This window comes from Phyllobacterium zundukense (genome assembly GCF_002764115.1).
In the GTDB taxonomy this organism is placed as follows: domain Bacteria; phylum Pseudomonadota; class Alphaproteobacteria; order Rhizobiales; family Rhizobiaceae; genus Phyllobacterium; species Phyllobacterium zundukense.
On sequence record NZ_CP017940.1, the window covers coordinates 2,254,545 to 2,276,352 of the forward strand.

Sequence of the window (21,808 nt, forward strand, 5' to 3'; positions counted from 1 at the left end):
TTTGATTGGTTGGAAACATGCCCAGAAACAACGCCTATTCGCTGCCGAATATCCTGACTTATGCACGTATTATCGCGGTACCGCTTGTGGTCCTGTGCTTTTTCCTGGAAGGCCGCCTGCAATCGAGCGATGCGGCCCGCTGGAGTGCTCTTGCGATATTCCTCATCGCAAGCATCACGGATTTCTTTGACGGCTATCTGGCGCGAATCTGGCAACAGACGTCGACAATTGGCCGCATGCTGGACCCGATAGCCGACAAATTGCTGGTCTCGGCCTGCCTGTTGCTCCTGGCGGCGGATGGAACGATCGCCGGCTGGACGCTTTGGGCAGCGATCATCATTCTTTGCCGGGAAATCCTGGTTTCGGGCCTGCGCGAATATCTGGCGGAACTCAAGGTTAGCGTACCGGTGAGCCGGCTTGCCAAGTGGAAGACCACAATTCAGATGATTGCCGTTGCATTTCTGCTGGCGGGCCCTGCCGGCGACGAGATCATTCCGATTATTACGATATCCGGCATCATTCTGTTGTGGATCGCCGCCTTGATTACGCTGTACACTGGTTGGGATTATTTCCGGGCCGGGCTGAAACACGTGGTGGACTGAAAGATGACCAAACTCGTCTATTTCGCATGGGTGCGAGAGCGGATCGGCAAGGGCGAGGAATATCTCGATCTGGAGCCATCGATCGTGACCGTCGGCGACCTGCTGGCGCATCTGAAGACGCGCGGCGAAGAATATGAAGCGGCGTTTGAATATCAGGATGTGATCCGCGTTGCGATCAATCAGGAACATGTGGATCACGATGCACCGATCAAGGGTGCCCATGAAATCGCGCTCTTCCCGCCGATGACCGGGGGATGAAGCATGAGCACGGTCAAACCGCTCATCCTTATCCAGAGCGGGGATTTTGATACTGCTGCCGAAATTGCCCGCATGACCAAGGATCGCCGCGGCATTGGCGCGGTGGTGACATTCAGCGGTCTGTGCCGCGACGAAGCGGGCATGCTGGCGGCACTGGAAATCGAACATTATCCCGGCATGGCCGAGGTTGAAATCGGCCGCATTGCCGAAGAGGCTTTGGGCCGCTGGACCTTGACTGGTCTTACCGTCGTCCATCGTTATGGCTTCATCAAACCTGGCGAGAACATCGTCCTCGTTGTCGCCGCATCCGCGCATCGCCAGGCCGCCTTCGAGGCGGCGTCATTCCTGATGGATTACCTGAAAGACGCCGCACCCTTCTGGAAGAAACAGCACCTCGTCAGCGGCGGGGAAAGCTGCTGGGTTGAGGTAAAGCCGAAAGACAAGGAAGCACTCAAGCGCTGGCAGAAGATCAAATGAATCGTATTGCCATTGGATCACTCGTCATCGGCTTTGTCGCAGTGCTCGTATTGCTGGTCCTGTCTTTTTCCGCCCGGGGCGACGAGCTCAGGGATGTGACCTGGCTGGCCGAGGATATCAATGGCGCAGGCGTGATCGACTATGCGCAGACGACGCTGCTCATCAAGGCCGACGGATCGGCGAGCGGCTCTGGCGGATGCAATCGTTTCATGACAAGCGCGACGATTTCTGGATCGCAGCTCACTTTCAAGCCCGCAGCTGGAACACGCATGATGTGCGCGGCGGCAGTGATGGACCAGGAACAGAAATTCTTCTCGGCGCTGGAGCAGACACGTTCCTACACAATCGAAGCTGCCACTGGAAAGCTGTTCCTGCACGATGAAGCCGGGAAAATCATCGCCCGCCTGGCTCGAGAGAAATAGAAAGAAAATCCTCTAGCAATAAAAAAGCCGGGCGTTTGCCCGGCCTTTTTATTTCAATGGACGTCGGATCAGCCAACGATTTCGGTGCCGGAGAACCAGTAGGCGATTTCTTCCGCAGCAGTCTCAGGGGCATCGGAGCCGTGAACCGAGTTCTCGCCGATGGAGAGAGCAAAAGTCTTGCGGATCGTGCCTTCGTCGGCATTGGCCGGGTTGGTCGCGCCCATGATTTCACGGTTGCGGGCAATGGCGTTCTCGCCTTCGAGGACCTGAACGATCGTCGGGCCCGAGGACATGGAGTCAACCAGCTCGCCGAAGAACGGACGTTCTTTGTGCACTGCGTAGAAGCCTTCAGCCTCGCGGCGGCTCATCCAGACGCGCTTGGAAGCAACGACGCGAAGGCCAGACTCTTCGAACTTCTGGGTGATGGCGCCGGTGAGGTTACGACGGGTAGCGTCGGGCTTGATCATCGAAAAAGTGCGTTCAATTGCCATGAAATGAAACCTTGTCATTAGGGGGAATGGTGGCGGCTCTATAGCGGCAGGCAGCCCATTTGCCAATAGACCTTTTGCCAATCCATCCCGATGGGCACATGGCTGCACCTCTTCTTACCCTCCCCTTGTAGGAGGGAGGATAAGGCGCGGCACCGTTATAAGCCCAAGTCTAAGCAGCGCCGATCTGGCGCGCGATGCCACCATGCAGATCGAGACAGCGCTCGAACCAGTCATGCACCGGATCGCTTCCATCCAGCAATTTATATGGTGTCAGAACCCGAGCCCACTGAAAGGCGCCGAAAACGATGTAGTCGCTAAATAGCGGCCCTTCCCCGCCGATAAACGGCTGCGACACGAGCATCTTGCGCATGGGCTCGAGGCTTTTGGTGAAGGCTTCGCGCTTTGCATCGCGCTCGGCAGCGACATCCTCCAGTTTGCGGCCAAAGATCTTCTCGCGGCTCTCGCGGAAATAGGCCTGGTTCGGCGCATCAAGCAGGTCGTGCACCGGCATGAGGATCACCACATTCATATAGGGATGGATGGTCATCTGCGACCAGCCCTCGACAAAGCGGGCCATGGCGCGGCCGCCCGCGCCCTTGAACAGCGACGGGCGGTCCGGATAGTGGTCCTCCAGATAGAGCGCAATTTCAAAGGAATCCGCCACGACCTTTTCTCCGTCTCGTATGATCGGGACCTTGGCGGAATAGCCGTTCTCGAGCTGCGGAATATCCTTGAAGGAAATCGTATTGCGGTCAAAGGGGAGCCCCTTGTGGGCCAATGACATGACCGTTTTCCAGCAATGCGGGCTGAATGGACGGTTTTTGTCGGCGCCGACGAGTTCGTGCAGAATGATTCCCATGGAAAGCCGCCTCTCTTTGGATAATATGGCAGCAAGACTGACTCTTTTCGGCAGAAAGTCAATTTGATGGAACAGCATTTTCGTATGTTTGCTGCCTACAATCGCTGGGCCAACGAACGGCTTTATGCAGCAGCAGCCAGCCTCGACGACGAAGAATACCGGCGTGACATGCACGCATTCTTTTCATCCCTGCACGGAACGCTGAACCATCTGCTTGTGACCGATCGCATCTGGCTGCATCGCTTCACCGGTGAGGGCGATGCTCCGAAGGCGCTCGACGCAATCCTTTTTCACAAGCTGGAAGAGTTGAAGGCAGCGCGGGAGAAAGAGGATGCCCGCATCCTCACCTGGATCAACGGGCTGGACAGCGCGGCGATTGCCGGGCGGTTCACCTACACGACGATCAGCGATATGCGCACGATCAGCCAGCGGCTGGCGCCGGCGCTCGCTCATCTCTTCAACCACCAGACGCACCATCGCGGCCAGGCTCACGCTATTTTGACTGCGCTTGGAAAGGCAGCGCCATCCTTCGATCTCATCCAGTTTCAACGGACCGAAGAGGGGCGACCTTATTCATAAGGGTTGCATCACCATTGTGCGCCCTTCGACAAGCTCAGGATGAGGGAATGGGTTGGTTGCAGGGTAACTAAGAAGGCGATGTTGGTGATTGTCTCTTGCAACCGACAAACATCCCTCATGGTGAGCCCCGTCGAACCACGCACATCAGATATGCAACACGAATACCTTGCGGAAAAGCCATTTCCCGTGCAAAAGCGCGACCATGCTTATTCTCGACGACATATCCGTGCGTATGGCCGGCCGCCTGCTGATCGATCACGCCAGCCTGAACCTGCCATCCGGCACGAAGGCCGGCCTGGTCGGGCGCAACGGCGCGGGCAAATCGACGCTGTTCAAGGTGATCACCGGCGAGCTTCACGCGGAAACCGGCGATTTCTTCCTGCCGAAGAATATCCGCATCGGCCAGGTGGCACAGGAAGCGCCGGGTACCGAAGACTCGCTGATGGAAATCGTGCTTGCCGCGGATCAGGAACGCACGGCGCTTCTGGCCGAGGCCGAGACAGCGACGGACCCGCACCGCATTGCCGACATCCATATCCGCCTCGCCGATATCGATGCGCATTCGGCAGAAGCACGCGCTGGCTCGATCCTTTCCGGTCTTGGCTTCGACGCGGAGGCGCAAAAGCGCCCTGCCTCATCCTTTTCGGGCGGCTGGCGCATGCGCGTCGCCCTGGCTGCGGTTCTCTTTGCCGAACCCGATCTTTTGCTCCTCGACGAGCCTACCAATTATCTCGATCTCGAAGGGACGCTGTGGCTGGAAGATTATGTGCGGCGCTATCCGCACACGGTCATCCTCATCAGCCATGACCGCGACCTTCTGAACTCGGCCGTCAATTCGATCATTCATCTGGATCAGACAAAGCTGACGCTCTGGCAGGGCAATTACGACCAGTTCGAGCGGTTGCGCAGCGAAGCGCTGGAATTGCAGCAGAAGCAGCGCACCAAGCAGGAAGCGCATCGCAAGCATATGGAGGCGTTCGTCGAGCGCTTCCGCGCCAAGGCGTCCAAGGCCAAGCAAGCACAGTCGCGCCTGAAGGCCCTGCAGAAGCTCAAGCCGATTTCCGCGGTGATCGAAGATCACGTTCAACCCTTCCATTTTCCGGAGCCGGAAAAGGTCGTGGCATCGCCGATCATCGCTGTTGAAAGCGGTGAAGTCGGTTATACGCCTGGCAAGCCGGTGCTCAGACATCTCAATCTGCGCATCGATGCGGATGATCGCATCGCGCTGCTTGGCTCGAACGGCAATGGTAAGTCGACGCTGGCCAAGTTGATCGGCGGTCGCCTGCCTTTGCAAAGTGGCCGGTTGACCGTGGCGCCGAACCTGAAGATTTCGTTTTTCGCCCAGCACCAGCTCGACGACCTGATTCCCGAAGACAATGCGATCGAACACGTGCGTAAATTGATGCCGGACGCGCCGGAAGCCAAAGTTCGTGCCCGCGTTGCGAAAATGGGGCTGGCGACCGTCAAGATGAACACGGCCGCGAAAGATCTTTCCGGCGGTGAAAAGGCGCGGCTGCTGATGGGCCTCGCAACCTTCCAGGGCCCAAACCTGCTGATCCTCGACGAGCCGACCAACCATCTCGACATCGACAGCCGTGAAGCGCTGATGCATGCGCTGAACGATTTCGATGGCGCGGTCATCCTCATCGCTCACGACAGGCATCTGATCGAAGCGACCATGGACCGGCTGTGGCTGGTGCGTGATGGCGGCGTTGCGCCTTATGATGGCGATCTCGATGCCTATCGCTCACTGGTTCTGGCCGACGCCAAGGCCGAACGGGCTGGCAGCGGCAAGGCTATTGCTGACGAAGGTCCGAGGCTGACAAAGGCCGAGCAGCGCAAGCTGGCAGCACAGAAGCGCGAAGCCCTGAAGCCCCTGCAGAAGAAGATCCAGGAAGCCGAGGCGCAAGTGCACCGCTTCCAGAAGAAGATCGATACGCTGCAGAAACAGCTCGCTGACCCGGTCATTTACACGCGCGAACCAGCCAAGGCGACGCAGATCGGCAAGGAAATCGGCTATGCCAAGTCTTCCCTCGCCCGCGCTGAAGAAGAGTGGCTGACGCTTTCGGGCGAGTATGAAGAAGCGATGACGGAACTGGCGCAGTAGCGCCAGTCAACCCTCGGACACCGCTGGAATGACGGCCGTGGTGTAAAGCGAGTGCAACTGCCAGCCAAGCGTCTCATACAGTGCCCGGCCATCTGGGGTTGCCACCAGCGCCGCACGACGTATGCCTTTTTCATGTGAAAGCGTTTCAAGCTGCTTCATGAGCGCTCGTCCAAGCCCCTTGCGGCGATGGTTATCGTGCGTACGAATCCGGTCATAGACGGCAAGCTCACCCGGAAAAGCGATCCGTCCCGTCGCTGCAATCTCCCCGCCCCCATCGAGTATATTCACGATGGTGACGCCGGCGTGCTGCTGATGATCGAAGACATATCCATCCGGCAGGGAAGCAGGACCACCCTGCATCGGCCCGGAGAGCAGCATCATGAAGCCCGGCGATTCAATACGCCAAGGTGGCGGCAGATTGGCCCGGACAATTTCCGGTGGCGCGCAGACTTTCAGGAAAATGGACGGCTCGGCGATAGAATCCGCATGTTGACGGACGTGATCGGAATAGGCCGGAAACACATGCCGCCGCTTCTGGTCCGGCAAACCGACTTCGATGCGATAGCCACCATTCTCGAAAACGGGCGCTGCCACCTGCCGTGTCAGCGCCCATCCCTCGACCCAAATCCCGACAATCTCAGGATCGGCCTTCAAATCGCGTTCATCAATTGCCATCGGCAATCTATAGCTGCTTCTGCATTTCGATCGCCAGCAGATTTTGCTTGCGAAGCGGCAAGGCATAGCCTGCGACCAGTGCACCAACACCGATGACCGTCGATACGAAAAATATCGTGATCGTTGCGTCCCGCAGGGCGTCTGGAGTCGTAGCCTCCGGATAGCCGGCGGCGTTGGCTGCAAGCCCGGCAACGGCAGCGCCGATTGCATAACCGGCCGACTGCAGTGTCGGCAGGAGAGCCGAAGCGCGATCCCGCTCGCCACTGCGCGCCGATTCCATCACCGTCTGGCTAAGGAAGCCCCAGCTGACACCGAAGCCGGTGCCGATAAAGATTTGTCCCAGCATCACCACCAGCGGAATATCGAGCGAGAAACCAAAGACGATGATGGCAAGACCTGTAACAAGCAGGGTCGGTCCAAGACGGATCAGCCAGGCGCGGCGGCGCGGATCCTGAATATTGGCGACGAAGATCGCACATATGCTCCATGCAATGGCAAAGGTGGCGTTGAAGGCCCCTGCCTTGGTGGGACCATAACCCCACAGATCCTGCAGTGTCATGACCAGATAGACCGAGGTGGAGGCCTGCGCTACCGGCATGAGCAGGACGATCCAAAGGCCAATGCCGACCGTGGAATTCAGCGCGAAGGCATCGGATGGAAAGAGCGGTATGCGGCTGCGCCGGTCAACAGCAATGACCGAGGCAAGGACCACAGCCGCACCGACAACGAACAGGACTTCCATCGCAAGCGTGTGCATGATGCTGGCGAGCGCCACGAGCATGATGCCGCAACCGATTGCGGCAAGCCGCAGGAACGGAACAGAAAGCCGCGCGACCTCACCGGAAAATTTCGGCACAATGCGGAACACCAGGGCAATGAAGATCAGTGCAAGCGGCACGTTGACCAGGAACGCTGCACGCCATGACAGGTGCTCGGTCAGCAATCCCGAAACCAGTGGCCCGCCAAAGGCGGCAACCGCCCAGACGACGGCCTCCGCGCCGAATACCTTGGCTACGAGACGCGAGGGAAAGAGCTCAGGAATAAGCGCATAACAGGTGGCGGCGATGATGCCCTCGCCCAGACCCTGGAGTGCGCGGCCGATCAGGACTTCCGTCATCGACGAGGCATACGCGGCGATGAGGGTTCCGGCAAGGAACACCAGAGCTGACCCGACCAGCGCCGTTCTCGCGCCGAGCCGGGCTTTCAACAACGCACCGCTGGCACCGCCGACAATCGAGAGGACGAGGTAAAGCGTAAAAGCCCAGGAAATGAGTTCAAGTCCGCCTATCTCCCGGACCGCTGTGGGCAGCGAGGTAGAAACGAGGAAGCCGTTGAAGGCAAACAGCGCCACACCAAGGCAAAGCGTCATTGTTGCCGCCGAATAGCGAGGACTCAAGAGTTCCGACCAGCTGGTACTGCCGATTTCAGGCGCGTCATGCATGGCATTTCCTCAATTTAAAAGTTTTTTATTTTTATATTCCTCTTAATAAAACAAGCAATAGCTTTTTAAATTTTTCTTGCTATCTTACGACCATGCAGGATCGCACGACAAATCGCATGCTCTATTCGCTCAAGGTTGCCGGGTCGCAGACAGCGGCAGCCCTTGCTGACCGCCTGGGTGTTACGCCTGTGGCTGTGCGGCAAATGCTGGCTCGCCTCAACGAAGATGGTCTCGTTGGCTTTGAAGACAGCCGCGAGAGCGTTGGACGGCCAAAGCGTTTCTGGCATTTGACCGACGCTGGAAATGGACAATTTCCCGACAATCATGCTGGACTGACAGCGGACATACTGGCATCCGTTTCGGCAGTTTTTGGTGATGCAGGGTTGGATCGTCTTATCTCGCATCGTGAAACCGCAACGCTCAATCAATACCGCGCAGCACTTGAGCCCATCGACTCCATCGAGGCGAAAGTCGAGCATCTTGCGGAAATTCGCTCGGCGGAAGGCTACATGGCTGAAACCAGGCGCGAAGCGAACGGTGATCTCATTCTGATCGAGAATCATTGCCCGATCTGCGTTGCGGCAAAGGCCTGCCAGAAGCTATGCCGCTCGGAGCTCGATGTATTTCAGGCGGCGCTCGGACCGGATGTCGAGATCAAGCGGTTCGAGCATATTCTGAAAGGCGCACGGCGCTGCGCCTATCGCATCACCGAAAAGCAACCGGGTAGTTCTCAGCTGGCGATGAAACTGTAGAGCATCGGGCTCATATAATTGTTTCCGACACGCCAATAGTCGCGCAGCGGCCCGCCCTCACATTCGAATCCGAGTCGTGTCACGAGCCTTATCGAGGGCGCATTGTCTGGATGGATGATCGCAGTGATGCGGTGTGTTTTCAGATTATCGACGCAGTGCATCATCAACCCCTGGACTGCTTCGCTCATCAGGCCGCGCCCGTGCCATTTCGTGTTGAGGATGTAGCCGATTTCCAGCCTGCGTTTGCGTGCCTCGCGATGGTGATAGTTGACCATGCCAATGCATTCATCGGATTTGCTGTCAGCAACGGCCCAGGCGACCGATTCATGGGTCGCCGTCGTCTTGGCAAGAATCCGCACCCAGCGCCGGGTTTCCTGAATGGTCTCGCAAGCGGTGAAATCCCAGTAGCGCATCAGATTTTGATCGCCGAGGCAGGCATGCAGACCGATATCATCCTGGGGCTCGAACTGGCGCAGACGCAATCGCGCAGTGAGAATCGTCGGAAAAGGGGCTGCTTGATCTGCCATTATCGTCCCCATTTCGGCGGTGGAGGCACAGTGTTTTCCGCTGCCCTGCGACTACGGCGCAGACGAATAAGGCCAAAAATACTGATGGCTATCAGGGCGATGCCCGCAGGCATGGCGCGTCGGTCGACGGCTATCGCGCCTTTACGCAAGACAAGATCGACTTGCGCCACTTCGAGGCCATCATAGTCGCCGGGACCGATGGTGAAAACATAATCGCCGTCTTCGACCGGATCGATGTCACCGATACTGTCGCGGTAGACCTGCGGACCTTGCGGCGAACCCTTGTTGGTTGCCTTGGAGCTGACATAGGTCAACGTCGTGACGAGAGCGTCCTTGCCCTGGCGTGTCACGACGGCCGTCAAGGCCGTGCGTCCCTCTGAAGGAACAAAATTGCGCAACGGCTGCATATCGATGAAGGCGCGCACCGGCGCGTCACCCTTCTTCAGGTTGACGGTGACAGGCTTGTAGGGACCGGGCCGATCGTAGACACGCCAGGAGCCAATTTCCTCGCCGGAAAAATTGGTAGCAACCCAAGGATATCCCACCCCGAGCACGACACCAACAACCAGGAGAAGCAATAGAATCGGCCGCATCAACAGTCCCTCAAGCCTTCTTTTCCCACCGCCCTTCGGCATTTTGCTGCCAGTAGGTTAGCGTATGGCCCTGCGCTTTCAACAGTTTCCACTGTGCCCTCGCCTGCTCCAGCTGTTGCTGGTCATGACCGTCGAACATAAGTACGAGCCGCTCATAGGCCTCGACATTTTGCGGTTCCGCGCCATCGACGAGGAAGCGCACAGTCGCACCATTCGGATTGCCGTCACCGGTTGTCAGGATGATGGGCTGTTCTTCGGGGTGAGGCTCCTGATCGGTGGCGTGAGCCAGAAAGGAGGCATCGGACCAGGTCCACAGATGGTTGTCGAGACTGTCTCGCCGCTCCTCCGAACCAGTCTGAATGACCACTTTCCATTGACGGGCCAGCGAGCGTTCAACCAGACCGGGCAGCGCGTTTTCCAGCGTCGATTCAGTCAGGTGATAGAAGAGGATTTCGGTCATTTGCGCCCGGGGTCAGAATTGCGTGTGCGTAGATCTGGTCTTTACCATTATCGGTTCCATTCGAAGGCCATTCCACCATTCGCGCAAGCGGGGCCGTTCGTCAATCAGTGCCGAACCCTGCGCAACACTGTCGGCGGCGCCAAGTACGCCCGCGAGATGGAATGTCGCCAGCGTCCACCCGTTGAAACAGGCATCGGGCGACGAGTCAAAGAAGCTATCCAGGACACCGAGGACATGCCGTGACTGCTCGATCGCCTCGCCGGCGGGTTCGAGCCCCTCACGCCACCACACCGGAACATAGAGGCCCCAGACCAAAGGCCGGTAGGCGTAATTGTCGACGATCCGCATGATCTGGCGCATGCGGGCGGCGTCTTCAGCATTTGGCGGCGTCAGTTTCGGATGTTCGATGAGCGCATCGATGTATTGCACGATGGCATCCGTCTCATAAAGACGCATGCCATCCACTTCTATTGCCGGAATCCGCTTGAAGGGGTGCCGGAGATCATAATCTCCCGGCAGTTTTCCGCCGTCAAACGGGTCCGCCTCGATCAATGCGAAATCGACTTCCTTGGCCAGGAGGACGAGCCGCACGATGCGGGTATAAACACTTTCTTCGGTCCCGTAGAGCCTGACCTCCACAGGACTATCCTTCGAAATTGTCGCGAACCAGCCTGTCGAGAAGTCGTACACCGAAGCCTGACGCCCAGGACTGGCTGTATTCCGTGGCCGGCGAGCCCATCGCCGTGCCCGCAACATCGAGATGCGCCCAGGGCGTGTCACCGACAAAACGCTGCAGGAACTGTGCGGCAATGATCGCGCCGCCATGGCGGCCACCGATATTCTTCATGTCGGCGTTCTTGGTGTCGATAAGCTTGTCATACTCATCGCCCAGCGGCATGCGCCACAGTTTTTCGCCCGAGCCCTCGCCGGCGTCGAAGAGTTGTCCGGCAAGCGTGTCGTCATTGGAAAACAGGCCGGCGCGATAGACGCCGAGTGCCACCATGATCGCACCGGTCAGCGTTGCAAGGTTGACCATGAACTTCGGCTTGAAGCGATCATTGCAATAATAAAGTGCGTCGGCGAGAACGAGGCGCCCTTCCGCGTCGGTATTGAGTACCTCAATCGTCTGGCCCGACATGGAGGTGACAATATCACCGGGACGCTGGGCTTCGCCATTGATCATGTTTTCAACGATGCCGATGATACCAACCACGTTGACCTTGGCCTTGCGCGAAGCAAGCGCATGCATCAGACCGGTAACCGCTGCGGCACCGCCCATGTCGCCCTTCATTTCGTCCATGCCGGCAGCAGGCTTGATCGAGACACCGCCCGAATCGAAAGTGACGCCCTTGCCGACAAAGGCAATTGGCTTGTCCTTGCCCTTGCCGCCATGCCATTCCATGATGGCGAGACGTGCCGGACGCGCAGACCCCTGCGCAACGCCAAGCAATGAGCCCATGCCGAGCTTCTTCATATCTTTTTCAGTGAGTATCTCGACCTTCACGTCGAGTTTCTTCAATTCCTCGACTCGTTCGGCAAATTCGACAGGACCGAGGATATTGGCGGGTTCGTTGACGAGATCACGGGCAAGAACGACACCGTCCGCCACTGCTTCGGCGTTCGTGAATGCCTTTTTCGCAGCGTGAGGGTCGGCGACCTGAATGGTGATATTGGCCGCGGTCTTTTGTTCCTTTTCGTCCTCGTCCTTGCCCTTCTTGGTCTTGTATTTGTCGAATGTGTAGGCGCGCAGCAGCATGCCAAGCGCGAAATCGGCAGCATTTTCAGCTGAAACCTCCGCACCGGACAAAGCGAGAATCACCGTAGCGTTTTTGGCCGTGCCAATTTTCGAAAGGGCAGCGCCACCGATTTTCAGCCAGTCGTCGGCCTTCAGCTTGGCCGGATCGCCGCTACCGACAAGCACCAGCCGTTCCAGCTCCGTACCGGCTGGCGCGATGGTCGAGAGGCTGGCAGCCAGTTTTCCCTTGAATTCCGAGACATCGATGATACGCGACAGCAATGCCGGTCCGACAACAGATTCGGCTTCTGCAGCGGTCTTGCCTTCAGCGGCAACGAGCAAGATTGCAGTGCCACTTTCGACGGCTGCAAATTTGGCGAAACTGATGGATGGGCGTTTGGACATGATATCTCCAGATTGAACAAAAATGTGACTTTCCTATTCATCAGAGTTGATGAATGAAGGGGGTATTCGCAAAGACATTGGCTAACACCTTGTTAACCAGCTTTCTTCGCCTATTTTTAGCCAAGCCTGACTAGAGTGAACATATGTCGGGTTTGTTGAACATGTAACGGGTTCGTCCCATAGTGCGGCAAAATAATGCCTTGGATCCCATGGCATAGATTGAACGGTCGGGCATTCGTGAACGGCTAGTCGAACAAGGTGATGGAACTCTCTTTGCGAAACATGACATGCGCCTGATTGAGATATACATCTTGCGACGGATCGTCGTCATGTTTTTCGCCGTGCTGCTTTCAGCAGTGGGAATCACATGGATTGTCCAGGTGCTTGGACGTATCAACTTCCTCACCACCAGCGGACAGAGCTTTTTCTATATCCTCAAATTCAGCTCCAACCTGCTTCCCAACGCTTTCCCGATCGTGATGCCCTTCGCACTGGTCATTGCGGTGACGCAGACGCTCTCGACGATGAACCAGGATTCGGAACTCGTCGTGATCAATGCAGCGGGCGCTCCGCGTTCGGCCGTGATTCGTCCCGTCATGCTCTTTGCAACGGTAATCGCCATTGCTTCCTTCTTGATCGCCAATTTTGTTGTTCCCTACTCCCAGATGAACATGCGCCAGATGGTCGCCGATGCGCGCGCGGACGTCATCAACCTCGTCGTCCAGCAGGGCACCTTCAAGGAAATCGACACCGATCTCTACCTTCAGATAGAAAGTCGTGATGCCAATGGAGCGATCAAGGGCCTGTTTGTTTCGGATTCGCGCGACAAGACGACGGACCTGATTTATTACGCCAAGGACGGTCTCGTCCTCGAAACGGGGAATCAGAGCTTGTTGATCATGAAGGACGGTGAAGTTGACCGCCGCGATGTCCAGACCGGCAACGTGTCCATTATCAAATTCAATACCTATGCCCTTGATATGGCGGCATTTTTGTCGGCAGACGACAACGAAGTGAGTATTTTCCCGAAGGACCGGCCGATCGATTACCTATGGAACCCGGATCCCAATGACAAACAGTACCAGCAGAGGCCGCTCCGATATACGTCAGAGCTCTACAAGCGGCTGACGGACTGGATGTATCCGATTGTCTTTGCGTTGATTTCGCTGGCGGCCGCTGCAGACTCGCGTTCGCATCGCGAAGCGCGCATATCCGCTTCGTTCACCGCTATCACCTTGTGCCTCATCGTCTTCTGGCTGGGATATTCAACCGGGCAGAGCACGGACAAAGATGCTTCACTGCTGCCCCTGCTTTTTGCGTTCCCGATCCTCGCGGCTCTCTCGGCAATTTACGCCCTCGCAACCAATCGCCAGGTTGGCGTGCCGGTAACATGGACCAATTGGTTCAAGCGAACTTTCACGTCACAACAGGCAGCATTCGCCAGCGCCGGAGCAAGATTGTTCGGCCGCAAGCGGGGGTATAGAAAATGATCGGCTGGACGCTCGGACGTTACTTCTTCCTCCGCTACGTGAAGATCACGGCATATTTCCTGCTCGGCAGCTTTGCGCTTGCCCTGATCCTCGACTTTACAGAGTTGTCGGGCAAACTGTCTTCCTTGCCGGATTATTCCGCGATCCAGGCATTTGGCCTCTCGGCAATGCGCATCCCCTATATCATGCAGCAGGTGTTCCCATTCATTGCCCTGTTTGCGGCCATGGCGACACTTATATCGCTCAACCGGAAATACGAACTGGTCGTGGCCCGTTCCGTTGGCGTATCCGCCTGGCAATTTCTCCTGCCTGCCTGCACGGGCGCCTTTCTGTTCGGTCTTGCCGCGGTGTTGCTGGTCAATCCGCTGGCCGCCTGGGGCTTTGAGAGAAGCGAGCAGATAACAGCGAACTGGCGCGCCGGAAAAGCCAATGAGGTATCCGCCGATCGCGTACCCTGGCTGCGGCAGAAAACGGAAGACGGCGAGACGATTATCGGCGCCAAGTCGATCGTCAACCGGGGATTGCGTCTCATCGATGCGACGTTCATTCGCCTGGACAAGAATCAGGACATTCTCGAGCGGCTGGATGCCAAGAGCGCCGATCTTGACGATGGTTTCTGGCGGTTGAGCAATGTGACGAAATTCGTGCTGGCCGAGACCCCTGTTTCGCTGGATGAGGTGCGGGTGCCAACCCACCTTCGTCCTGAATTCGTTGAAGAAAGCCTCGCCAGGCCCGAGACGATTCCTTTTTTTGAGCTGCGTAACAAAATTGCCGCAGCTCGCTCTTTTGGCTATCCAGCCAACGCTTTTGACATGCATTTCCAGTCTTTATTGGCTTTGCCGGCTCTCCTGATGGCAATGACTTTAATCGCTGCAACCGTTTCGCTGAAATTTGTACGTTTTGGACAATCAGGGACGATGATTCTGGGTGGCGTCCTCGCAGGCTTCGTGCTTTATGTCGTCACTGTTGTGGTCAAGGCATTTGGTAATGCGGGATTCGTTCCGCCTTTCATTGCCGCATGGACACCCGTGTTGATTGCAACGTTTTTTGGGGTCTCCTTTCTACTGCACAAGGAGGATGGTTAGAGTGGGATTGAATGTAACGCGCTCGGTGTTGCCGACGTGGTTCGCACGGCTTGCGTGCGGGACGGCGGTGCTATGCCTAGCGGGCGGGATTTCGCTCCCAGCCTATGCCCAGACAGGCGACGCGCTTGTCGGCAATATTCAGACGGATCCAAACGCACAATTGCTGCTGGAGTCGGATGAGCTCGTCTATGACATCAACGCCAAGACCATCTCTGCAGTGGGCGGCGTGCAGATCGACTATGACGGAAACCGGCTTGTAGCGCGCCAGGTTACCTATGATCAGAATACCGGCCGACTCAAAGCCATGGGCAAGGTCGAGATTGTCGAAAAAGACGGCAATCGCATCTACGCCGATAATCTCGACATTACCGACGATTTCCGGGAAGGCTTCGTCAACGCCTTGCGGGTCGAGGCCGCTGACAATACGCGCTTTGCGGCCGAAAGTGCCGAACGTATCGGCGGCGAGCTGACGACGTTCAATAATGGTATCTATACCGCCTGCGAGCCCTGCCGTGCCAAGCCGGACAAGGCGCCGCTGTGGCAGGTACGCGCGCAGAAGATCGTCTGGAACGGCAAGAAGAAAACCATTCGCTTCGAGCGCGGCCGCTTTGAAATGTTCGGCATGCCTCTGGCGTTCCTGCCGGCATTCGAAATCGCCGACCCAACGGTGAAGCGCAAGAGCGGCTTCCTGATGCCGAGCTACCGCTACGAAACCGATCTTGGTTATGGTGTCAGCGTTCCCTATTTCTGGGCGCTCGCGCCCAATTACGATCTGACGCTCACCGGCACCGGCTATACCAAGCAGGGCTTTCTCGGCGAGGCCGAGTGGCGCCACCGACTGGCCAATGGCGCGTATAGCATCAAGCTTGCTGGTATCAGTCAGATGAACCCCGACGAGTTTAACGATAGCGAGCCGGAGGACCAATCCAAGAACCGCGGAATGATCGGTACGAGTGGCGCATTTCAGATCAATCCGCGCTGGTCATACGGTTGGAATGTCATGGCCCAAACGGACAAGGCATTTGCCTATCGTTACGGGATTGAGGGCTACGACGACTATAATATCACCAACCAGATCTATTTGACCGGCCTGCACGACCGGAATTACTTCGACCTTCGGTTCTATCAATTCCTTGTGCAGGAAAGTATTCCGGATTCCAACACAAGCGCATCCGAGCCAAAGCAACCATGGGTTCTGCCGAGTCTGGATTATGCCTATACGCCGACGCAATCTGTAGCGGGCGGTGAGCTGAATTTCGATGTGAATCTTCAGGCGTTGCATCGTGACAGGGAAGATGGCACGACCCCGATAGGACTGACCCGCAGCGGCTACCTCTCAGGCGCCGAGGGCAATAATGGCCGCATAACCGCCGAGGCGGAATGGAAGCGTAGTTTCATCTCCGACAATGGCCTCGTCATTACGCCGCTCCTCGCACTGCGCGGCGACGGGATGTATGTCGACTCGGACTCGATCGGCGTGACACGCTCCGAAGCTTTCCGTGCCATGGCAACGGCCGGCCTCGAAGCGAGATGGCCAATTCTGTTTTCAAGCACCAGTTCGACCCATGTGCTGGAGCCGACTGCCCAGCTCTTTGTGCGTAACAACGAACCCTACGCCGGCGATATGCCGAACGAAGACGCGCAGAGCTTTGTGTTCGATGCATCAAGCCTGTTTGATCGCGACAAGTTCTCCGGCTATGACCGTGTTGAAGGCGGCACGCGTGCCAATCTTGGCATTCGCTATTCCGGAACGTTCAACAATGGCTGGTCGCTCAATGGTATTGCCGGTCAATCATTCCAGCTTGGCGGCCTGAATTCATTCGCAACGGATGATTTCGTCAACGCAGGCGCTGAATCGGGACTGGAATCGTCGCGATCCGACTATGTCGCCATGATCGGCGCAAGCCGTGGTGCTTTCAACCTTACGACAGGCGGTCGCTTCGACAAGGATAGTTTTGAGGTCCGCCGGGCTGAAGTTGCAAGCACGACTGCGGGTCAATATGGCACGATGTTTCTCAAATATGCGTTCATCGCTGCGCAACCGACCTATGGTTTCGAGGACGACAGGCATGAGGTTACACTTGGCGGTTCGGCCAAGCTGACTCCCAATTGGCGCGTTCTGGGTTCCGGAACCTATGATATTATTTCCGATACACTCGTAAAACGCACCGCCGCCCTCGCCTATGACGATGAATGCTTTACCTACATGATGTCGTATACACAGGAACAGCCGGTTACCGCCGATGGCAACCAGGGCGACAAGACGACAACATGGGGCTTCAATATTTCGTTCCGGACCCTGTGGGAATTTGGCAAGCCGGTCGATATTGGCGGCATCTAATCACTTTGTCTGAACTGGCCGCACTTGCGGCCAGTCATGCTTTTGCCTTAGTAAAGCGACAATAAGAGGATTGAGCATCCCAACAACAAAGCTGAAATCCATTCGGCGCGAATACTATACGATCGGAAATAGTGAGAAATGATGGTGAGGAAGCATATTCTTGCAGCGGCTATTGCCACCGCATTGAGTTCTGCCCTGACAGTTGGCGTAACTTTGCCGGCTGCGGCGAGCGAGATCAAGATTGTCGTCAATGGCGCTCCGATCACCGATTACGACATTGCCCGGCGCGCAGCGTTTATGAAGCTGCAGCGCAAGAAGGGCAATCTTACGCAGCAGGCGCGCGAAGAGCTCACGGACGAGGCATTGAAACGTCAGGAACTCAAGCGACTCAACATGCTCGTTTCGGATGGCGAAGTGAATGACGCCTTTGCGCGCTTTGCCACCAACAACAAGATGACCCTCGATCAACTGACCGGAGTTCTGGAAAAGTCCGGCGTCACACCGGGGCACTTCAAGGAATATATCCGCCTTCAAATGAGCTGGGGCCGTGCCCTTTCGAGTCGCAACCGCTCACAGGGCGGTGCCCGGGTGAGTGAACAGGATGCCGTGCAGCGCATGCTCAAGGACGGCGGCAAGAAGCCGGTGTCCACCGAGTATCAGTTGCAGCAGGTTATCTTCGTCGTTCCTGCCAACAATAAGGGCATTTTGGCAAAGCGGCGCGGCGAAGCCAGCGCCATGCGCGCAAAGTTCAGTGGCTGCGAATCAACACGCGATATTGCCAAGGGGACACTGGACGTCACCGTGCGCGATCTGGGTAAATTCATCGAGCAGGAATTACCCCCGGAATGGACGAAGCAGGTTACATCCACGCCTGTCGGTCAGGCGACTGCAATCCAGGATACGGACAAGGGCGTTGAATTTCTTGGCGTTTGCGCCACCCGCCAGGTATCCGACGACCGTGTCGCCCGCATGGTCTTCTCCCAGGAGCAGGCTGCGGCTTCAGGCGATGGCAAGAAAGACGCAACGGTTGAAGCTGTCGACAAGAAGTATCTCGATGAATTGCGCAAGAAGGCGACCATCGTCAATCAATAATGCCAATGATGGGATCGCCTGCGCATGAACTCCGCACTCGCCGTCAGTTCTGGTGATCCTTCCGGCATAGGACCAGACATCGCCATATCCGCGTGGACCTTGCGCGAGAAAATGCATGTTCCGCCATTTTTTCTCCTCGCAGACCCGGAATTAATAGCCTCGCGCGCGGCGTTGCTTGGCCAACAATGTCCGATTGAAATTACAACGCCCGAAAATGCGAGCAATGTATTTGGCCGTGCCTTGCCTGTGGTGCCACTCCAGAACCGGCAATCAGATCGGCCCGGCGTACCTCTCGTGGACAGTGCAGCCGCAACAATCGAAGCTGTCGAACAAGCAGTTGCGCTTACGCTTTCCGGGCGGTCTCGTGCCGTTGTCACCTGCCCTATCGCCAAGAAACCGCTTTATGAGGCGGGTTTCGATTTTCCGGGGCACACAGAATTCCTGGCACATCTTTCAAGCGAACACCTCGGCTATGAAGTGAAACCGGTCATGATGCTGGCAGGACCGCTGCTGCGGGCGGTTCCAGTGACGATCCATATCGCCTTGAGCAAGGTACCGGTTGTTCTCGACACTGCGAAGATCCTGGCAGTCTCCCGCATTACTGCCATCGCGCTGAAGAACGAGTTCGGCATCGCCAATCCAAGGCTCGCCATTGCCGGCCTCAACCCCCATGCCGGCGAAGGCGGCAGCATGGGCATGGAGGACGAAACGATCGTCCGCCCGGCTGTGGAGACTCTGCGTGCGGAGGGTATCGATGCGCGGGGGCCCCTCCCGGCCGATACGATGTTCCATGCTGCTGCACGGGCCACCTACGATGCCGCCATCTGCATGTATCACGATCAGGCGCTGATCCCGGTAAAGACCCTCGGTTTCGACGACAGCGTCAATGTCACGCTCGGCTTACCGTTCGTACGCACCTCGCCGGACCATGGCACGGCATTCGACATTGCAGGAACCGGCAAAGCCAAGCCCGATAGCCTGATTGCCGCCTTGCGCCTTGCTGGCGAACTTGCATCGCATCGTGCGCAGCAAAAGCGCCCTGCTGCATGAGTATCGACACCCTTCCCCCGTTGCGCGAGGTTATCGATCGTCATGAGCTGATGGCGAAGAAATCGCTCGGCCAGAATTTCCTGTTCGATCTCAACCTCACGGCCAAGATCGCGCGGCAGGCGGGCGATTTGCATGGACAAACGGTTATCGAAGTTGGGCCTGGACCTGGCGGCCTTACGCGCCCTCTGTTGGCTCAAGGTGCCAATGTCATCGCCATCGAGCGTGACGAGCGCTGCCTGGCTGCCCTGCAGGAGGTTTCCGACCATTATCCCGGCCGGCTTCGCGTGGTGGCCGGTGATGCTTTGGAAACAGATTTTGCTGCGCTGGCAGGCGGCGACAAGGTCAAGATCGTCGCCAATCTTCCCTATAATGTCGGCACGCAATTGCTGATAGGCTGGCTGCTGGCCGAGCCATGGCCGCCTTTCTACGCGTCGCTGACGCTGATGTTCCAGCGCGAAGTGGCCGAGCGCATCGTCGCCCGGCCCGGCTCGGACGCCTATGGCCGTCTGGGTGTGCTGGCTTGCTGGCGGACAGAGGCGAAGATTACATTCGATGTTCCGCCACAGGCTTTTACGCCACCGCCAAAAGTTACCTCCTCCGTGGTGCATCTCGTACCGCGCGCCGAACCACTGGCCTGTGATGCCGCCACGCTTGGGCGGGTAACCCAGGCAGCCTTTGGCCAGAGGCGCAAGATGCTGCGTCAGAGCATCAAGCCCTTGGGCGGCGAAACACTGCTCATGAAGGTAGGTATCGATCCAACGCGCCGCGCGGAAACGCTCTCGATTGACGAGTTCGTAGCCTTGGCTAACGCGCTCTAATCGAGCTTTTCGTCCAGCAGATTGCTGACGAAATCGAACAGGCCGGGGCAACGATCGCGCCGCAGCCGCTCGGCTGTGACGATGGACTGAACCTGATGGTAAGCCCGGTTCAGATCTTCATTGACGATGACATAATCATAGGAGCGCCAGCGCTCGATCTCGTTGCGCGCATTACGCAGGCGCATGTCGATGACTTCTTCCGTATCTTCGGCGCGCCTATGCAGCCGCAGTTTGAGGTCGGCCATGGACGGAGGCAGAATGAAGATGCTGACGACATCGCCCTTCATCTTGTCCTGCAACTGCAATGCGCCCTGCCAATCAATGTCGAAAAGCATGTCCTGACCATCGGCGAGCGCATTTTCCGCAGCTTCGCGCGGCGTGCCATAAAAATTGCCATGCACCTCAGCCCATTCAATCAGTTCATCGCTATCACGCAGCCGTTCAAACTCGCGCGTTGAGATGAAATGGTAATGAACCCCATCGATCTCGCTGGGCCGGCGCGGACGCGTGGTCACGCTGATCGAAAGCGCTAGCTCAAGCTTCTCTTTGTCGTTGAGCAGCAGCCGGGCAATTGTCGATTTCCCGGCGCCCGATGGCGACGACAGGACGAGCATGAGGCCGCGTCTTTTGATGCTGTTCGGCATAATTACTCCAGATTCTGTATTTGCTCGCGCAATTGATCCACAACAGCCTTCAGGTCAAGCCCGATCGTTGTAATGGATGCCGCATTGGCTTTGGAACAGAGCGTATTGGCCTCGCGGTTAAATTCCTGTGTCAAGAAGTCGAGCTTGCGGCCAACGCCATTTCCTTCCCTGATGAGGTTCCTGGCGGAGGCAATATGCATTTCCAACCGGTCGAGCTCTTCCTGGATATCAGCCTTCGTCGCCAGAAATGCCGCTTCCATGTGCAACCGGGCCTCATCAAGGGCCGGAGCGGCATCGAGCAACAGTGCAACCTGGGCCGCGAGACGGGCGCGAACCGCATCGATCGAGCGGTTGGGATCAAGCTTCGCCTGTTCGACCAGCATCTCGATAGTGGCGATCTGCACCGTCAGAATCTCGCCAAGCGCCTTACCCTCCGCCTGGCGATTGTGCCCCAACTGAATGAGCGTCTCATCCAGAACGCCGAGGACGGCACGTTCAAGCTCGACTTGATGCTCAGGTGCTGTTACCTCCTGCGGGATCTCCAGAACACCGCGAAGTGCCATCAGACCTTCCGGCGTCGAGGCCGCAAGCCCATATTCCTCACGCAAATGCGCCGCTATCGCAGCCAATTCTTTCAAGAGGGGCTGATTGATAGTCGCCTTGGCGGAACCAGCGCTCAGTTCAACTGACAAAGCCGCCTGAAAATTACCGCGCTTGAAATGTTCACTGAACAAGGCGCGCGCTTTCTGCTCCACCGCCTCGAATCCAGCAGGCAAGCGAAACCGCACGTCGAGACCCTTGCCGTTGACGGATTTGATTTCCCACGAGATCTGCGCCCCGGCGCTGTTCCGGAGGTGACGGGCAAATCCCGTCATGCTCTGCAATGACATGTATCCCCCTAGGAC

General features: G+C 57.2%; 24 protein-coding genes. 13 read left to right on the top strand and 11 right to left on the bottom strand.

The genetic code is table 11. The annotated features are described in order from the left end of the window. The first annotated feature begins 17 nt into the window (after positions 1–17). The 4 genes from pgsA to BLM14_RS11355 are packed head-to-tail and all read left to right on the top strand — an operon-like array spanning position 18 to position 1,759. Complete coding sequence (gene pgsA, locus BLM14_RS11340) at positions 18–602, top strand: CDP-diacylglycerol--glycerol-3-phosphate 3-phosphatidyltransferase (RefSeq protein WP_099999454.1); 585 nt, start codon at positions 18–20, stop codon at positions 600–602. A gap of 3 nt (positions 603–605) precedes the next feature. Next, positions 606–860, top strand: a complete 255-nt coding sequence (gene moaD, locus BLM14_RS11345; RefSeq protein ID WP_099999455.1) for a molybdopterin converting factor subunit 1 — start codon at positions 606–608, stop codon at positions 858–860. A gap of 3 nt (positions 861–863) precedes the next feature. Then, the gene (locus BLM14_RS11350) at positions 864–1,337 is read left to right on the top strand and encodes a molybdenum cofactor biosynthesis protein MoaE (RefSeq protein WP_099999456.1); all 474 of its coding nucleotides are present in this window, start codon (positions 864–866) and stop codon (positions 1,335–1,337) included. Beyond that, the gene (locus BLM14_RS11355) at positions 1,334–1,759 is read left to right on the top strand and encodes an META domain-containing protein (protein ID WP_099999457.1); all 426 of its coding nucleotides are present in this window, start codon (positions 1,334–1,336) and stop codon (positions 1,757–1,759) included. Before BLM14_RS11350 ends, BLM14_RS11355 begins: the two co-directional genes overlap by 4 nt. A gap of 68 nt (positions 1,760–1,827) precedes the next feature. Here BLM14_RS11355 and ndk read toward each other — a convergent pair whose 3' ends face one another. Together ndk and BLM14_RS11365 are read right to left on the bottom strand one after the other, a co-directional pair. Continuing rightward, complete coding sequence (gene ndk / locus BLM14_RS11360) at positions 1,828–2,250, bottom strand: nucleoside-diphosphate kinase (RefSeq protein WP_099999458.1); 423 nt, start codon at positions 2,248–2,250, stop codon at positions 1,828–1,830. A gap of 169 nt (positions 2,251–2,419) precedes the next feature. Next, a complete protein-coding gene (locus BLM14_RS11365; protein WP_099999459.1) occupies positions 2,420–3,109 on the bottom strand; it encodes a glutathione S-transferase family protein in 690 nt (229 codons plus the stop codon). 66 nt (positions 3,110–3,175) lie between these two features. On the opposite strand from BLM14_RS11365, the gene BLM14_RS11370 reads away from it, so the two are divergent. Both BLM14_RS11370 and BLM14_RS11375 read left to right on the top strand, forming a co-directional pair. Continuing rightward, positions 3,176–3,688: a DinB family protein gene (locus tag BLM14_RS11370; protein WP_099999460.1), complete on the top strand. Its 513-nt coding sequence runs from the start codon at positions 3,176–3,178 to the stop codon at positions 3,686–3,688. Positions 3,689–3,890: 202 nt separating this feature from the next. After that, positions 3,891–5,795, top strand: coding sequence for an ABC-F family ATP-binding cassette domain-containing protein (locus tag BLM14_RS11375; protein WP_099999461.1), 1,905 nt, complete (start codon positions 3,891–3,893; stop codon positions 5,793–5,795). Positions 5,796–5,801: 6 nt separating this feature from the next. On the opposite strand, the gene BLM14_RS11380 is transcribed toward BLM14_RS11375, so the two are convergent. Beyond that, the gene (locus tag BLM14_RS11380; protein WP_099999462.1) at positions 5,802–6,470 is read right to left on the bottom strand and encodes a GNAT family N-acetyltransferase; all 669 of its coding nucleotides are present in this window, start codon (positions 6,468–6,470) and stop codon (positions 5,802–5,804) included. 7 nt (positions 6,471–6,477) lie between these two features. Continuing rightward, on the bottom strand, positions 6,478–7,911 hold the full coding sequence (locus tag BLM14_RS11385) for an MFS transporter (RefSeq protein WP_099999463.1): 1,434 nt from the start codon (positions 7,909–7,911) through the stop codon (positions 6,478–6,480). 116 nt (positions 7,912–8,027) lie between these two features. On the opposite strand from BLM14_RS11385, the gene BLM14_RS11390 reads away from it, so the two are divergent. After that, the gene (locus tag BLM14_RS11390; RefSeq protein WP_237143335.1) at positions 8,028–8,663 is read left to right on the top strand and encodes a helix-turn-helix transcriptional regulator; all 636 of its coding nucleotides are present in this window, start codon (positions 8,028–8,030) and stop codon (positions 8,661–8,663) included. Here BLM14_RS11390 and BLM14_RS11395 read toward each other — a convergent pair. From BLM14_RS11395 to BLM14_RS11415, 5 genes are read right to left on the bottom strand one after another with little or no spacing between them, the layout of a single operon-like run. Then, complete coding sequence (locus BLM14_RS11395) at positions 8,642–9,190, bottom strand: GNAT family N-acetyltransferase (RefSeq protein WP_157929520.1); 549 nt, start codon at positions 9,188–9,190, stop codon at positions 8,642–8,644. The genes BLM14_RS11390 and BLM14_RS11395 overlap by 22 nt on opposite strands. Next, complete coding sequence (locus BLM14_RS11400) at positions 9,190–9,783, bottom strand: hypothetical protein (protein ID WP_099999466.1); 594 nt, start codon at positions 9,781–9,783, stop codon at positions 9,190–9,192. The genes BLM14_RS11395 and BLM14_RS11400 overlap by 1 nt, the downstream gene beginning before the upstream one ends. Before the next feature lie 10 nt (positions 9,784–9,793). Continuing rightward, positions 9,794–10,243 (bottom strand): DNA polymerase III subunit chi, encoded by a 450-nt coding sequence (locus BLM14_RS11405; RefSeq protein WP_099999467.1) that lies wholly within the window; start codon positions 10,241–10,243, stop codon positions 9,794–9,796. A gap of 12 nt (positions 10,244–10,255) precedes the next feature. Then, the gene (locus BLM14_RS11410) at positions 10,256–10,882 is read right to left on the bottom strand and encodes a glutathione S-transferase family protein (protein WP_157929521.1); all 627 of its coding nucleotides are present in this window, start codon (positions 10,880–10,882) and stop codon (positions 10,256–10,258) included. A gap of 4 nt (positions 10,883–10,886) precedes the next feature. Next, positions 10,887–12,383, bottom strand: coding sequence for a leucyl aminopeptidase (locus BLM14_RS11415; RefSeq protein ID WP_099999469.1), 1,497 nt, complete (start codon positions 12,381–12,383; stop codon positions 10,887–10,889). 287 nt (positions 12,384–12,670) lie between these two features. Here BLM14_RS11415 and BLM14_RS11420 point away from each other — a divergent pair, with 287 nt between their 5' ends. The 6 genes from BLM14_RS11420 to rsmA all read left to right on the top strand — a co-directional run bounded on the left by BLM14_RS11420 (position 12,671) and on the right by rsmA (position 20,259). Further along, a complete protein-coding gene (locus tag BLM14_RS11420) occupies positions 12,671–13,873 on the top strand; it encodes an LptF/LptG family permease (protein WP_099999470.1) in 1,203 nt (400 codons plus the stop codon). Continuing rightward, the gene (lptG, locus tag BLM14_RS11425; RefSeq protein WP_099999471.1) at positions 13,870–14,958 is read left to right on the top strand and encodes an LPS export ABC transporter permease LptG; all 1,089 of its coding nucleotides are present in this window, start codon (positions 13,870–13,872) and stop codon (positions 14,956–14,958) included. The genes BLM14_RS11420 and lptG overlap by 4 nt, the downstream gene beginning before the upstream one ends. Before the next feature lies 1 nt (position 14,959). Next, on the top strand, positions 14,960–17,299 hold the full coding sequence (locus BLM14_RS11430) for an LPS-assembly protein LptD (RefSeq protein WP_204251955.1): 2,340 nt from the start codon (positions 14,960–14,962) through the stop codon (positions 17,297–17,299). A 138-nt stretch (positions 17,300–17,437) separates the two neighbouring features. Next, entirely contained in the window at positions 17,438–18,391 is a 954-nt protein-coding gene (locus BLM14_RS11435) for a peptidylprolyl isomerase (RefSeq protein WP_099999473.1), read from the top strand. A gap of 24 nt (positions 18,392–18,415) precedes the next feature. After that, complete coding sequence (gene pdxA, locus BLM14_RS11440) at positions 18,416–19,441, top strand: 4-hydroxythreonine-4-phosphate dehydrogenase PdxA (RefSeq protein WP_099999474.1); 1,026 nt, start codon at positions 18,416–18,418, stop codon at positions 19,439–19,441. After that, positions 19,438–20,259 (top strand): 16S rRNA (adenine(1518)-N(6)/adenine(1519)-N(6))-dimethyltransferase RsmA, encoded by an 822-nt coding sequence (rsmA, locus tag BLM14_RS11445; RefSeq protein ID WP_099999475.1) that lies wholly within the window; start codon positions 19,438–19,440, stop codon positions 20,257–20,259. The genes pdxA and rsmA overlap by 4 nt, the downstream gene beginning before the upstream one ends. On the opposite strand, the gene gmk is transcribed toward rsmA, so the two are convergent. After that, positions 20,256–20,873: a guanylate kinase gene (gmk, locus tag BLM14_RS11450; RefSeq protein WP_204252019.1), complete on the bottom strand. Its 618-nt coding sequence runs from the start codon at positions 20,871–20,873 to the stop codon at positions 20,256–20,258. The two genes, rsmA and gmk, sit on opposite strands and share 4 nt — an antisense overlap. A 32-nt stretch (positions 20,874–20,905) precedes the next feature. Further along, the gene (locus BLM14_RS11455) at positions 20,906–21,793 is read right to left on the bottom strand and encodes a YicC/YloC family endoribonuclease (protein ID WP_099999477.1); all 888 of its coding nucleotides are present in this window, start codon (positions 21,791–21,793) and stop codon (positions 20,906–20,908) included. Positions 21,794–21,808 lie beyond the last annotated feature (15 nt).

Excerpts from the sequence above, each read along its gene's own strand:
- pgsA (WP_099999454.1), top strand. The coding sequence starts at position 18 with ATGCCCAGAAACAACGCCTATTCGCTGCCGAATATCCTGACTTATGCA.
- moaD (WP_099999455.1), top strand. The coding sequence starts at position 606 with ATGACCAAACTCGTCTATTTCGCATGGGTGCGAGAGCGGATCGGCAAG.
- BLM14_RS11350 (WP_099999456.1), top strand. The coding sequence starts at position 864 with ATGAGCACGGTCAAACCGCTCATCCTTATCCAGAGCGGGGATTTTGAT.
- BLM14_RS11355 (WP_099999457.1), top strand. The coding sequence starts at position 1,334 with ATGAATCGTATTGCCATTGGATCACTCGTCATCGGCTTTGTCGCAGTG.
- ndk (WP_099999458.1), bottom strand. The coding sequence starts at position 2,250 with ATGGCAATTGAACGCACTTTTTCGATGATCAAGCCCGACGCTACCCGT.
- BLM14_RS11365 (WP_099999459.1), bottom strand. The coding sequence starts at position 3,109 with ATGGGAATCATTCTGCACGAACTCGTCGGCGCCGACAAAAACCGTCCA.
- BLM14_RS11370 (WP_099999460.1), top strand. The coding sequence starts at position 3,176 with ATGGAACAGCATTTTCGTATGTTTGCTGCCTACAATCGCTGGGCCAAC.
- BLM14_RS11375 (WP_099999461.1), top strand. The coding sequence starts at position 3,891 with ATGCTTATTCTCGACGACATATCCGTGCGTATGGCCGGCCGCCTGCTG.
- BLM14_RS11380 (WP_099999462.1), bottom strand. The coding sequence starts at position 6,470 with ATGGCAATTGATGAACGCGATTTGAAGGCCGATCCTGAGATTGTCGGG.
- BLM14_RS11385 (WP_099999463.1), bottom strand. The coding sequence starts at position 7,911 with ATGCATGACGCGCCTGAAATCGGCAGTACCAGCTGGTCGGAACTCTTG.
- BLM14_RS11390 (WP_237143335.1), top strand. The coding sequence starts at position 8,028 with ATGCTCTATTCGCTCAAGGTTGCCGGGTCGCAGACAGCGGCAGCCCTT.
- BLM14_RS11395 (WP_157929520.1), bottom strand. The coding sequence starts at position 9,190 with ATGGCAGATCAAGCAGCCCCTTTTCCGACGATTCTCACTGCGCGATTG.
- BLM14_RS11400 (WP_099999466.1), bottom strand. The coding sequence starts at position 9,783 with ATGCGGCCGATTCTATTGCTTCTCCTGGTTGTTGGTGTCGTGCTCGGG.
- BLM14_RS11405 (WP_099999467.1), bottom strand. The coding sequence starts at position 10,243 with ATGACCGAAATCCTCTTCTATCACCTGACTGAATCGACGCTGGAAAAC.
- BLM14_RS11415 (WP_099999469.1), bottom strand. The coding sequence starts at position 12,383 with ATGTCCAAACGCCCATCCATCAGTTTCGCCAAATTTGCAGCCGTCGAA.
- BLM14_RS11420 (WP_099999470.1), top strand. The coding sequence starts at position 12,671 with ATGCGCCTGATTGAGATATACATCTTGCGACGGATCGTCGTCATGTTT.
- lptG (WP_099999471.1), top strand. The coding sequence starts at position 13,870 with ATGATCGGCTGGACGCTCGGACGTTACTTCTTCCTCCGCTACGTGAAG.
- BLM14_RS11435 (WP_099999473.1), top strand. The coding sequence starts at position 17,438 with ATGATGGTGAGGAAGCATATTCTTGCAGCGGCTATTGCCACCGCATTG.
- pdxA (WP_099999474.1), top strand. The coding sequence starts at position 18,416 with ATGAACTCCGCACTCGCCGTCAGTTCTGGTGATCCTTCCGGCATAGGA.
- rsmA (WP_099999475.1), top strand. The coding sequence starts at position 19,438 with ATGAGTATCGACACCCTTCCCCCGTTGCGCGAGGTTATCGATCGTCAT.
- gmk (WP_204252019.1), bottom strand. The coding sequence starts at position 20,873 with ATGCTCGTCCTGTCGTCGCCATCGGGCGCCGGGAAATCGACAATTGCC.
- BLM14_RS11455 (WP_099999477.1), bottom strand. The coding sequence starts at position 21,793 with ATGTCATTGCAGAGCATGACGGGATTTGCCCGTCACCTCCGGAACAGC.